General features: G+C 71.3%; 10 protein-coding genes. 6 read left to right on the forward strand and 4 right to left on the reverse strand.

Annotated features, from left to right (window positions below; translation table 11 throughout):
* Positions 1-39 precede the first annotated feature (39 nt).
* Positions 40-1,413, reverse strand: a complete 1,374-nt coding sequence (locus tag COUCH_RS26680; RefSeq protein ID WP_249607951.1) for a dihydrolipoyl dehydrogenase family protein — start codon at positions 1,411-1,413, stop codon at positions 40-42.
* Positions 1,414-1,655: 242 nt separating this feature from the next.
* Here COUCH_RS26680 and COUCH_RS26685 point away from each other — a divergent pair, with 242 nt between their 5' ends.
* From COUCH_RS26685 to COUCH_RS26700, 4 genes are read left to right on the forward strand one after another with little or no spacing between them, the layout of a single operon-like run.
* Positions 1,656-2,333: an AAA family ATPase gene (locus COUCH_RS26685; RefSeq protein ID WP_249607952.1), complete on the forward strand. Its 678-nt coding sequence runs from the start codon at positions 1,656-1,658 to the stop codon at positions 2,331-2,333.
* 33 nt (positions 2,334-2,366) lie between these two features.
* Positions 2,367-3,782 (forward strand): glucuronate isomerase, encoded by a 1,416-nt coding sequence (gene uxaC, locus COUCH_RS26690; RefSeq protein WP_249607953.1) that lies wholly within the window; start codon positions 2,367-2,369, stop codon positions 3,780-3,782.
* A 5-nt stretch (positions 3,783-3,787) separates the two neighbouring features.
* Positions 3,788-5,167: a mannitol dehydrogenase family protein gene (locus COUCH_RS26695; protein ID WP_249607954.1), complete on the forward strand. Its 1,380-nt coding sequence runs from the start codon at positions 3,788-3,790 to the stop codon at positions 5,165-5,167.
* Positions 5,164-6,624: a glycoside-pentoside-hexuronide (GPH):cation symporter gene (locus COUCH_RS26700; RefSeq protein ID WP_249607955.1), complete on the forward strand. Its 1,461-nt coding sequence runs from the start codon at positions 5,164-5,166 to the stop codon at positions 6,622-6,624. The genes COUCH_RS26695 and COUCH_RS26700 overlap by 4 nt, the downstream gene beginning before the upstream one ends.
* Positions 6,625-6,633: 9 nt before the next feature.
* On the opposite strand, the gene COUCH_RS26705 is transcribed toward COUCH_RS26700, so the two are convergent.
* The 3 genes from COUCH_RS26705 to COUCH_RS26715 all read right to left on the reverse strand — a co-directional run bounded on the left by COUCH_RS26705 (position 6,634) and on the right by COUCH_RS26715 (position 10,475).
* The gene (locus COUCH_RS26705) at positions 6,634-7,224 is read right to left on the reverse strand and encodes an NADPH-dependent FMN reductase (protein ID WP_249607956.1); all 591 of its coding nucleotides are present in this window, start codon (positions 7,222-7,224) and stop codon (positions 6,634-6,636) included.
* Positions 7,225-7,249: 25 nt separating this feature from the next.
* Complete coding sequence (locus COUCH_RS26710) at positions 7,250-9,709, reverse strand: phosphoketolase family protein (RefSeq protein ID WP_249607957.1); 2,460 nt, start codon at positions 9,707-9,709, stop codon at positions 7,250-7,252.
* Positions 9,710-9,866: 157 nt separating this feature from the next.
* The gene (locus COUCH_RS26715) at positions 9,867-10,475 is read right to left on the reverse strand and encodes a hypothetical protein (RefSeq protein WP_249607958.1); all 609 of its coding nucleotides are present in this window, start codon (positions 10,473-10,475) and stop codon (positions 9,867-9,869) included.
* 296 nt (positions 10,476-10,771) lie between these two features.
* Here COUCH_RS26715 and COUCH_RS26720 point away from each other — a divergent pair, with 296 nt between their 5' ends.
* The gene (locus COUCH_RS26720; protein WP_249607959.1) at positions 10,772-11,236 is read left to right on the forward strand and encodes a hypothetical protein; all 465 of its coding nucleotides are present in this window, start codon (positions 10,772-10,774) and stop codon (positions 11,234-11,236) included.
* A gap of 67 nt (positions 11,237-11,303) precedes the next feature.
* Positions 11,304-12,506, forward strand: a complete 1,203-nt coding sequence (locus tag COUCH_RS26725; RefSeq protein ID WP_249607960.1) for an MFS transporter — start codon at positions 11,304-11,306, stop codon at positions 12,504-12,506.
* The last annotated feature ends 12 nt before the right edge of the window (positions 12,507-12,518 follow it).

Here is a 12,518-nt window from a genome sequence, read left to right on the forward strand (position 1 = left end):
GTCAGGGGGCCACCCGGCGTTGCCGAGGCCGGCCCTCAGTCACCTGTCGTCCAGGCGCGCGGCGAGGTCCCACAGCGGGGCCTCCAGAACCTCGCTGAACGTCGGGAACGGGTGGACCACGTCCCGGGCGACGTCGACCGGGATCTGGGCGCGGATCATCAGGGCCACCTCCGAGATCCATTCCTCGGCGTAGCCGCCCATCGCGCCGGCTCCGATCACGACTCCGGTCGCCGGGTCGGCGAGCAGCCTCAGCCATCCCCGCGGCTCCCCCTCGGTCGCCGAGCGCACGGCCTGGCTCATCGGGGTGTGGGCGATCAGGGGGTCGATGCCGGCGTCACGTGCCGAGCTTTCGGTGTGGCCGACCGACACGAACGCCGGACTGGTGTAGACGGCCCGGGGTATCGCGCGGTAATCGGCGCGCGTCCGGCGCCCCGACAGATTCGCCGCGACGACGCGGCCCTGGTAGTGAGCCGTGTGCGTGAAGGGCGCGATACCGGTGACGTCACCGACCGCCCACACCCGGTCCGCACCCGCCACCCGGCAGCGCTCGTCGATCGGGACAGCGCCCCTCTCGTCCGGCCGGATGCCCAGGACCTCCAGGCCCAGGCCGGCCGAGCGCGGGCGTCTTCCCGCGGCGAGGATCACCACGTCGGCGTCGAGCTCCGCGCCGCTGTCCAGCTTGACGTGGGCACCGGCTCCGCGGGGTTCGAGGCTCGCGACCTGCGTCGTCAGCCGGACGTCGACCCCCGCCTCGACCAGGAGATCGCGCAGCTCCTCCGAGGTCTGTGGCTCCTCGCGGGGGACAAGCCCGGGGCCGCGCTGCACGAGGGTCACCACGGTGCCGAAGGCGGCGAACAGGTAGGCGAGTTCGCAACCGACGGGACCGCCGCCGACCACGACAGCCGAATCCGGAAACACGGTCGTGCTGAGCGCCTCGTCGCTGGTCCACACCGGCACGGTGTCGAGGCCCGGTATCGCCGGACGCACGGGCGCCGATCCGGTGTTCAAGACCAGATCGCCGTATCCGATCTCGGTGCCCGAGACGTCCAGGACGCCGGCACGAACGACCCGGCCGTGCCCCCTCAGCAACGTCGCGCCGGTCTTGGCCAGGCCGGCGGCGTTCACGCTGTCGTCCCGGCCATGGACGATCCGGTCCCGGCGGCGCACGGCCTCCGCGTACGCTTCGCGCGCGGTGACCCGGCCGGAGAACATGGCTGCCCACTGCGGGTCCGTGGGGGTTCTCCACACGTACGCCGCACGCAGCATGGCCTTGCTCGGCACGCAGGCGACGAAGGGGCAGTCGCCACCGACGCGCGCCTCCTCGACCACCGCGATCCTACGGTCGGGTACCGCACCCCAGATCAGCTTGGCGCCCGCTCCCGCGCCCAGCACCACCACGTCGTATCGGTCCATGATTCAACCGTGCTCTGCCGCGCCTTCGCTCGGCAAGACCACCGGAGCGATGCATCGGCGGCGCCCGCAGCGATTCCACGGCCGGGGCCACCCGAAAAGCGAAGAAGATTGCGGCCGGCGCGGTTAAGAGGTGCCGGTCGTGGACACATGTGAGGAGATCCCACAGGAGGGGTGTCTCTCCATGAACAGCCCTACAGTGCCGACCGGCGAGCCGCCACGACGGCGACTGCGAGCCCGCTGACATGACCCGCGCCCGGCAACGCCATCGCCCTGTCGTCACCCTCGCCGCCCTCTACGGGGCGGGCGGCAGCACCGTCGGACCGAAGGTGGCCGAACGACTCTCGGTCCCCCTGCTGGACCGGACGATTCCGGAGGCGGTGGCGGAGCAGACCGGCCTGCCGGAGAACGCCGTCGCGGCCATCGACGACCAGCCACGCACTGTTCCGCAGCGGCTGTGGGCGAGCCTGGGACGCAGCACGACCTCCAGCGGCGGTACGGCCGGTTCCGCCGAACGGCTCGACATGCAGGAGCGCTACGTCCGGGCCCGCATCGAGCAGTTCCTCGCGAACGCCAGTGTGTCCGGCGGTGTGGCGATCGGCCGCGGCGGCATGGTGATCCTGCAGTCGGTGCCGTGGGCGCTGCACGTGTACCTCCGCGGTCCACGCGAGGCCCGGCTGAGGCGGCGGATGGCGGTCGACGGCATCGACCACGACACCGCCGAGCGGCGTCGGCGCGTGGAGGACCGCACCCGCATCGAGTACGTCCGGCGGGCGTACGGCGTCGACGGCAACGAACCGCATCTGTACCACTTGATGATCGACTCCACCGCTGTGGATCTGGACACCTGCGTGGAGCTGATCGTGGCGGCCAGCCGGGCCCGGGTCGAGGCCGCCGAAGCCGGCGCCGACGCAGCCCCCTGACCATCCGCAGGCACACCCGCTGGAGGCTCGCACATGGCAGGCACCGCGCTCGAGTTGGATCCGGATCGGCTCCTGCCGGTCGAGCCCTGGACCCGGGCCACGGCCCGCCGGTTGTACGACCACGTCCGTCAGCTGCCGCTGATCTCCCCGCACGGGCACGTCGACCCTGCTGTGCTGCTCGACAACCACCCGTTCCCGGACCCGACGACGCTGCTGCTCGCCCCTGACCACTACGTGACCCGGCTGCTGCACGCCGACGGCGTCGAGCTCTCCGCGCTCGGTGTCGGTCAGGGCGAGTTGTCGCAGACCGCGTCGCGGCAGGCGTGGCGCCTGCTGTGCGAGCGGTGGCACGTCTATCAGGGCACCCCGGTGCGCTACTGGCTCGAGGCGGAACTCGCCGGCATCTTCGGCGTCACCGTCACGCCGTCGGCGGACACCGCGGACGCCATCTACGACCAGATCAGCGCCGCGCTCGCCGACGACGCCTTCCGGCCGAGGGCCCTGTACGACCGCTTCGGGATATCGGTGCTCGCGACGACCGACGACCCCTGCTCCGATCTGGCCGCGCACGCCGCCCTCACCGGCGACCCGGCCTGGCAGGGCCGGGTGATCCCCACCTTCCGCCCGGACCGGTATCTGGAACCGGGCGGGGAAGGCTGGACCGACGCGGTGGCCGCCCTGGGCAAGGCCGCCGACACCGACACCGGCGACTACACCGGTTACGTCGCGGCTCTGGAGCAACGGCGCCGGCACTTCGTCGCGCACGGCGCGGTCTCGGCCGACCACAGCCATCCGGACGCCCGGACCGACCCGCTGAGCCCGGCCGAAGCCGCGCGGATCTACCGGGCGGCGCTCGCCGGTGAGGCCGGCAGTGCGCAGGCCGTGGCGTTCCGACGGCACATGCTGCTGGAGATGGCCCGGATGTCGTGCGACGACGGCCTGGTCATGACGCTGCACCCGGGCGTGCGGCGCAACCACCACCGGCCGACCTTCCAGCGGTACGGGGCGGACGTCGGCGCCGACATCCCGCTGCAGGTCGAGTTCACCGACGCGCTGCAACCGCTCCTGGAGCGTTTCGGTACCCATCCGGGGTTCCATCTGGTCGTCTTCACGGTCGACGAGACCGTGTGGTCACGGGAGCTGGCGCCGATGGCCGCCTTCTACCCGTCGGTGTACGTCGGGGTGCCGTGGTGGTTCCTCGACGCCCCGGACGCCATCGCGCGGTTCCGCTCGGCGGTGACGGAGATCGCCGGCTTCACCCGTACCTCCGGCTTCGTCGACGACACCCGCGCCTTCTGCTCCATCCCGGCCCGGCACGACATGTCACGGCGTGTGGACGCGGGTTTCCTGGCCCGGCTGGTGGCCGATCACCGGCTCAGCGAGGACGAGGCGGCCGACATCGCGGTCCGGTTGGTGTCCGACCAGCCGAGGGTGGTGTTCAAGCTGTGAGCGCAATGCTGTCACGAGCCGCCGGGAACGGACGTGCGGCGCCGCCGGTCCGGATGGTGCACCTCGGGCTCGGCAACTTCTTCCGGGCCCACCAGTGCTGGTACACCGAACACGCTCCGGACGCCGGCGACTGGGGCTACGCCGCCTTCTCCGGGCTGGGACGCGGCGACCTCGCCGCACGGCTGACCGCCCAGGACGGGCTGTACACCCTGGTCACCCGCGACCCGTCCGGCGACAGCTTCGAGGTGATCGGCAGCCTGTCCCGGGCTCACGCCGCCGACGACCACCAGGCGTGGCTGGCGTACTTCGCCTCGGTGGACCTGAGCGTGGTGACCTTGACCGTCACCGAGGCCGGCTACCTGCGCGGACCGGATGGCGGGCTGGACGCCGGCCGCCCCGAGGTACAGGCCGATCTCGCCGCGCTGCGCGACGATCCCACGGCCCTCGTACGCACCACACCCGGCCGCATCGTCGCCGGGCTGGCGGCACGACGGGCAGCAGGTGCGGGCCCCATCGCTCTCGTGCCCTGCGACAACGTGCCCGGTAACGGCGCGATCGCGGGTCGGGTCGTGCGCGACATGGCACGCCTGTTCGACCCGGCGCTCACCGACTGGCTGGACGCGTCGCTGGCGGTCGTGACCACCGCGGTGGACCGGATCACCCCGCGGCCCGCTCCGGACGAGGCCCGGCACGTCCGCGAGGCAACCGGTCTCGACGACAGCTGCCCCGTGGCCACCGAACCCTTCCACGAATGGGTCCTCAGCGGATCCTTCCCCGCCGGTCGCCCGGCCTGGCCGGACGCCGGTGCCACCCTCACCGAGGACGTGACTCCGTACGAGCACCGCAAGCTGTGGCTGCTCAACGGCGGCCATTCGCTGCTCGCCTACGCCGGCTCGATCCGCGGGCACACGACCGTCGCGGAAGCCGTCGCCGACGCCACCTGCCGGCAGTGGCTGGAGCACTGGTGGCAGACCGCCTCGGCACACCTGGACCAGCCGGAGGCCGACCTCGCCGCATACCGCCGCGCGCTGCTGGACCGGTTCGCCAATCCGCGGATGCACCACCACCTCGCCCAGATCGGCGCGGACGGCTCGCAGAAGCTGCCGATCCGCATCCTGCCGGTCCTGCGGGCACAGCGGGCCGCCGGCCGGATGCCCACCGGCGCCACGCTGGTCCTGGCCGCCTGGATCTGCTGCCTGCGCGGCCTGGGCGCGCCGGTCACCGACGTACGCGCAGAGACCGTGATCCCCCTGGCCGACGGACCGCTGCGCGACGCGGTACGACGGGTGCTGCACGAGCTGGACACCGCTCTCGGCGACGACGCCGAGGTCGTCGGCACGGTCGTACAGCAGTGCCAGGAATTCGCCGAGGGAGCCAGGACATGACGGCCGGCACGGCACCGCCTCAGGCGCCCGACGTGGCGCACCGGGACACTCCCCCGGCATTGCGGCGCAGACAGTACCTGGGTTACGCGGTGGGCGATGCCGCGAACAATCTGACGTTCTCCATGGCGTCCGCCTTCCTGCTGATCTACTACACCGACGTGGCCGGCATCGCGGCGGCGACAGCCGGAACGTTGTTCCTGGTGATCCGGGTGTGGGGTGGGGTCACCGATCTGTTCGCCGGCCGGATCGCCGACGCGACGTCGACGCGATGGGGCCGGTTCCGGCCGTACGTGCTGTTCGGTTCGATCCCGCTGCTGCTGCTCAACGTCGCCCTGTTCTCCATCCCGAGCGGGCTGAGCCAGGACACCAAAGTGGTGTACGCGTACCTGTCGTACGCCTTGTTCAGCCTGGCGTACAGCTTCGTGAACATCCCGTACGGATCGCTGTCTGCCGCGATGACCCAGGTGCCCGAGGAGCGCGCCAAGCTGTCCACCGCCCGGATGGTGGCGTCCAGCCTGGCCATCCTGGGAATCGCCGTGATCGTCTCGCCGCAGATCCAGAACGCGGCGAACCTGCAGAGCGCGCTGACGCTCATCACCGTCCTCTTCGCGGTTCTCGGGTTCGTCCTGTACCTGTTCACCTTCCTGACGTCGCACGAGATGATCCGCCCGGACACGCGCAAGGTCGGCCTGGCGCAGACCCTGGCGATGATGCGCCGCAACAAGCCACTGGTGATCCTGTGCGCGTCCACCCTGCTGTGCCTGTCCGGCATGTTCTCGCTGCAGACAGTCGGCGTCTACTACGCCCGGGACGTGCTGAACAACGCGAACCTGTACATCGTGCTGACCGTGGTGCAGAACGTCGGCATGATCATCGCGGCCGTCGCACTGCCGAAGATGATGGGACTGCTCGGCAAGAAAGGGGCGTACCTGCTCGGCGGTGTGGTCGCCGCGGCCGGCGGCGTCGGCGTCGCCGTCGCCCCCGGATCCCAGCCGTGGATCGGCATCGTCGCCTTCGGCGTGCTGGGCATGGGTCTGGGCCTGACCAACACGCTGATCTTCGCCTTCCAGGCCGACACCGTCGACTACGGCGAATGGCGCAGCGGCGTCCGCGCCGAGGGCAGCAGCTACGCCGTGCTGTCGTTCACCCGCAAGGCCGGACAGGGCATCGGCGGGGCCGTCGCCGCCTACACCATCGGCCTCGGCGGCTACATCTCCGGCGGCGCCTCCCAGACCGACGCGGCGGTGACGTCGATCCGGGTGGCTGCCGGCGCGCTCCCGGCCGTGCTGATCCTCGGTGCGGTCGCCGCCATGGTGGCCTACCCGCTGTCCGAGAAGGCGTTCCGGGCCATGGTGGCCGAGATGGCACAACGCCGGGTCGGCGAGGCCGTGGCCGCCCTGGACACAGCCGATCCGGTGGACACCGACCCGGGTGACGGTCCAGGGGCCAGATCGTGACCCGGCCGGCTACCGGGTTCGGGCTGCGTCGGACTGACGCGGCAGAACGGTCAGGACCCGCGTGATGTGGTCCCGGAATTCGGCCATGAAGGTGCTCAGGAAGGCCTTGGTCGACTCGTCCGCGACCACGCCGTCGCCGGGGAAGACCTCCGGCGTGTAGTGGATGTACGCCTCAGGCGTCGTCATCTGGCGGGCGTTGCAGAAGCTGAGCACGGCGCGCAGGCTCTGCTGTGCCAGCGCGGTGCCGATCTGACCGATGGAGGCACCGATCACCGCCGCGGGGATGTGGTCGAACGCGTTCTGGCCCCACGGTCGCGAGGCCCAGTCGATGGCGTTCTTCAAGGCGCCCGGCAGCGAGCGGTTGTACTCCGGCGTGACGAAGAGGACGGCCTGTGACCGGTGGATGGCGTCCTTCAGCGCGGTGGCCTCGGCCGGGTAGTTCGCGTCGTAGTCCGGGCTGTAGAGCGGCAGGTTGCCGATGGGAATCTCGGTGAACTCCAGGCCGTCCGGGGCCACCGCGATCAGCGCACGCGCGAGTTCCCGGTTCACGGAGGTGGACGACAGACTTCCGACGAAGTAGCCGACCCGGTACGTCGTCATTCTCGTTCCCTTCGTCAGGTTCAGGTCACGGCTGCCAGGTCCAGTTCGCCACCTCGGGGATGTCGGCGCCGTGCTCGCGGGTGTACGTGCGAGCGGCGAGCCGGGCGTCGACCATGTCCTGCCGCAGGCCGGCGGCGCGCGCGCCGAGGCCCGGCACCCGGTCGATGACGTCGATGACCAGGTGGTAGCGGTCCAGGTCGTTGAGCATCACCATGTCGAACGGCGTGGTCGTGGTGCCCTTCTCCTTGTAGCCGCGCACGTGCAACCCGGCGTGGTTCGCCCGCCGGTAGGTCAGCCGGTGCACCAGCCAAGGGTAGCCGTGGAACGCGAAGATCACCGGCCGATCGGTGGTGAACAGGGTGTCGAACTGGCGGTCCGGCAGCCCGTGCGGATGCTCGCTCTCCGGCTGCAGCCGCATCAGGTCCACCACATTGATCACCCGTACCCGCAGGTCCGGCAGGCGCTCACGGAGGATCGCCGCGGCGGCCAGGGTCTCCAGGGTCGGCACCTCGCCGGCGCAGGCCAGCACCACGTCGGGCAGCGTGCCGGGCTCGTCACGGTTGCCCGCCCACTGCCAGATGCCCAGTCCGCGGGCGCAGTGCAGCGCGGCGTCCTGCACCGACAGCCAGTCGGCCTGCGGCTGCTTGCCGGCCACCACGACGTTGACGTAGTGCCGCGAGCGCAGGCAATGGTCGTACGTGGACAGCAACGTGTTGGCGTCCGGCGGCAGGTACACCCGTACGATGCTCGGGCTCTTGTTCATCACCACGTCGAGGAAGCCCGGGTCCTGGTGCGTGAACCCGTTGTGGTCCTGGCGCCAGACGTGCGACGACAGCAGGTAGTTCAGGCTGGCGATCGGCCGGCGCCAGGGCACCTCGGCGCTCGCCTGCAGCCACTTGGCGTGCTGGTTGAACATGGCGTCGACGATGTGGATGAACGCCTCGTAGCAGGTGAACACGCCGTGCCGGCCGGTGAGCAGGTAGCCCTCCAGCAGCCCCTGGCACATGTGCTCGCTCAGCACCTCGATCACCCGGCCCCGCCGGTCGAGTTTCTCGTCGAACTCGCCGATGCCGGCCTGCCAGTTGCGGCCGGTCACCTCCAGGATGTCCTGCAGCCGGTTGCTGGCCAGCTCGTCCGGCGCGAAGGTCAGGAAGGTGGCCGGGTTCGCCGCGGTGACGTCCCGCAGCCACGCGCCCAGAACCCGGGTCGCCTCGTGCTGCGTGCCGCCCGGGGCCTTGACCTCGACGCCGTAGTCGCGCCAGTCCGGCAGCCGCAGGTCGTCGAGCAGGACACCGCCGTTGGCCACCGGATTGGCGCTCATCCGCCGCTCCCCCGCCGGGATCGCCGCCAGCAGGTCCGGAATCGGGCGGCCGGCGTCGTCGAACAGCTCCTCCGGCCGGTACGAGCGCAGCCACTGCTCCAGGACCTGCCGGTGCTTGTCATCGGTGCGGGCGGCGGGCAGCGGGACCTGGTGCGCCCGGAACGTGCCCTCGACCTGCTGACCGTCGACGACGGGCGGACAGGTCCACCCTTTGGGCGTACGCAGCACGATCATCGGCCACGCCGGCCGGGTGCCGTCGCCGCCGGCACGCGCCGCCTGCCGGATGTCGGCGATCTGCTGCAGACAGTCGTCCATGACGGCGGCCAGCCGCTGGTGCACCGTGGCCGGATCATCACCGGCGACCACCTGCGGGGCGTACCCGTAGCCGCGCATCAGCTCCAGCAGCTCCGGCTCCGGGATGCGAGCGAAGATCGTCGGATTGGCGATCTTGTACTCGTTCAGCGCCAGGATCGGCAGCACCGCACCGTCGCGTACCGGATTGAGGAACTTGTTGGCGTGCCAGCTCCCGGCCAGCGGGCCCGTCTCCGCCTCGCCGTCACCGACCACGCAGAACACCGTCAGTTCCGGGTCGTCCAGCGCCGCACCGAACGCGTGCAGCAGCGAATACCCCAGCTCACCACCCTCGTGGAACGAACCGGGCGTCTCCGGCGCGCAGTGGCTCGGCACCCCGCCCGGGTAGGAGAACTGCGCGAAGAACGCCGCCATCCCCCGCTCGTCACGCGGGATGTTGCTGTAGAGCTCCGAGTAGGTGCCCTCCAGCCAGGCACAGGCGTTCGGCCCGGGACCGCCGTGACCCGGACCCGCCACGAACACCGCGTGCAGGTCACGCGCGACGATCTGACGGTTGGCGTGGGCCCACACCAGGTTCAGGCCGGGAACGGTACCGAAGTGTCCGAGCAGCCGGGGCTTGATGTGCTCCGCGGCCAGCGGCTCCCGCAGCAGCGGATTGTCCCTCAGGTAGATCTGCCCGACCGACAGGTAGTTCGCCGCACGCCACCAGGCGTCGACCGCGCTCAGCTCGTCCCGGCTCAGCGGCCCCGGCGCATCGGACAACGCGTACGGCCGTGGTGCGACCGTCTCGCCCGAGCCTCCGGTGTCGAAATCGGCCGAGGTGTCCCCGCCCATACTCGCCAGCTGCGTCATGGGAACGACCTTCCTGGAATGCGCGCACCGCTCGAGTGAGGTGCTGGGGCGTTCCTTCGTCCAGCAGATACCGAAGTGCGTGATGCGTCAACAGGTACCCGGACCCGACCCGCCGCCGGGGTCGGCCGAACCGCCGGCGACGCAGCCGCCGGTCGGCCTACTCCCGGGCCTGGCAGGCCGCGGTTGCCGGAGCGCAGATGGTCAGGTGGCTCGGGATGACGGCTCGCTTGCGGACGCCCTCGTACTCGTACACGACCTCGACGCCGGTGCGATTCGAGACGCCGGGCGCGACGACCTCGTAGCCGATCTGCACCTCGACGGACATGTCGTCGTCGCCGTTCGTGCCCCGGACCTGGAACCCCTCGGGGATGACGCTGCCGGCGGCGAACTTCTCCTTGGGCGAGAACCCGTCGAGATATTCGAACCAGCCGACCTCGCTGTCCGCGGGCAGCATGTCCGGGATGACGCGGATGCGGGTGCCGAGCACCCGCAGGGCCGGGCCGTCGTCCATCAACGGCGTGATCGAGACGATCGTCAGCGGGGACGTCGCCGCGCCGGACAACTCCAGGTGGTTCAGCCCGTCGGTGAAGCGGGTGCCGACGGCCATGGCCTTGTGCCAGCCGTACGCCCCGCCCTGGTCGGCGTCGAGCTCAGGGCCGGGCGCCCGCGGCGGCTTGTCCTGCTTCTGCGGCGAGGTACAGGCCGCGCCCGGGACGACCGCCAGCGTGGCGACGAGCGCGGCCGACCATCGCCGTATGCCGGACATCCCTCGACGGTAGATCAACGTCCGCCGCACGGCAGGGCCGGTGTGGCGCATGCCGCTGACGATGCGGTGCCCGGCGAGGTCGCTCCTTCGCCGGCTCGCGGCGGTACGTGCCGGTCATGGAACTGTCACGGCGGTGCGGCGGGACCGCCACGTGACCGGCGGAGGCTGGGGCTTCGGGTACCGAACCCACCCGCCGATCCGTGTGCGGGCGTCGAGCCGGCGCTCGCACACGGACACCGGGCGGCTCATGGCACCGGAGGTGGGCCGTCGAGAGCGACCGAAAGGGAGACGCGTACATGAACACGGCAGGGAGAAGAACGCCGCTGATCGCCGTCATGGTGGCGTTGCCGCTGATGCTGGCATCCTGTGGCGTCGGTGACGGCGTCGAGGTGCCGACCACCGCGCCACTGCGGCCCAGCCCGGCGGTCGGCGCGATCACCGATCCCTACTTCGGCAACGACGACTACATCGGGCGGACCGTCACCGTCACCGCCACGGTCAGCAAAGTGATCACCGAACGGTCGTTCGTGCTGACCGGCAACGAGTACGGCGACGACTCGATCCTCGTGCTGTCCGCGCCGGGAATCGAGGCGGAACCCGGCAAGCAGGTCACCGTGACCGGGGTCGTGCGCAAGTTCACCTACGGCGCCTACTTCGACGACTACGACCTCGGTGGTGCCGACTCGTACGAGGACTTCGACGCCGAGGAGTTCCTGGTCGCTACCGGGACTCCGTCGCCCGGCCCGTCACCCTCGGTCTGACGGTCGCGGCCGGCCGGCGCACCCGGCCGGGCAGGCACCGCTCGGGACGACAGCCAAGGACAGCACCATGACAGCGCAGCCTCGCGCGGCACGCCGGTCGGTGACGATGGTCTTCTTCGTTCACGGGGCGGCGTTCGCGTCCTGGGCGGCCCGCATTCCCGCCGTCGAGCAGCGACTGCACCTGAGTACCGGCACCGCGCTCGGCCTGCTGCTGTCCGGTCCGGCGCTGGGCGGGCTCGCCGGCAGCCAGGCCGGCGGGCTTCTGCTCGCGCGCTTCGGTGGCCGGGCGGTGACGGCGTGCGCCCCGGTCGCGATGAGCGTCTGCCTGGCCCTGATCCCCCTCGCCGGCTGTGAGTGGGCACTGTTCGCCGTCCTGGTCGGGCTGGGCCTCGCGGACGGCATCACCGGCGTCGCCATGAACGGGCAGGGCGTCACGGTGCAGGACCGGTACCGCCGCCCCGTCCTGAACGCCATGCACGGCTTTCGCAGCATCGGGGGCATGGCCGGTGGCGCGGCCGCGGCCGCGATGTTCGCCCTCGGCATGCCGCTGGGCATTCAGTTCCCGGTCGTCGCCGCGGTGCTCGCGGTCTGCGTCGCGATCGCCGTTCCGGGACTCCTCCCGGGCCGGCCACCGAGCCGCAACGGTTCGCGCACGCCGCCCCGGGTGATGCCGAAGGCGGTTGTGCTCATCGCGGTCCTGGCCTTCCTCTCCTCCTTCGTCGAGGATGCCCCCGCCTCCTGGGGCGGTATCTATCTCAGCAGCCTGGGAGCCTCGACCGCGATCGCGGCAACCGCGTACGCCGCCTTCTCGGGCGGCGAGACGGTGGGACGGCTGCTGAGCGATCCGGTCGTCGCCCGGATCGGCTGGGTGCGGGCGGTACGCGCCGGAGCCGCGCTGTGTGTACCGGTGTTCACGGCAGCCCTGGTGCTGGGCAGGCCGTGGCCGGCCCTGGTGGCGTTCGGGATCTGCGGAGCGGCCATCAGCGCGGTCTTCCCGGCGGCGTTCGCCGCGGCCGGCCGCGCAGGATCGGCCTCCCCGGCCTGGGCCATGGCTCAGGTGGGGTTCGCCGGGAACGTGGGCTGGCTCGCCGTCTCACCGGCCATCGGCGCACTGGCGGGGCCGGCCGGTCTGCCGGTCGCGCTGGCCCTGCTCCCGCTCGCGGCCGCGGCGATCGCGGTGCTGGCACCCGCCGTACGGCCGGCGGAGAACAGCTCCGGGACTGGAACGGAGCGACCGGCGCGGCGTACCGATCCCACCGGAGAACGGTAGGCGGATCTTCAG

Origin of the sequence: Couchioplanes caeruleus, from assembly GCF_023499255.1 — a bacterium.
Classification (GTDB): Bacteria; Actinomycetota; Actinomycetes; order Mycobacteriales; family Micromonosporaceae; genus Actinoplanes; species Actinoplanes caeruleus_A.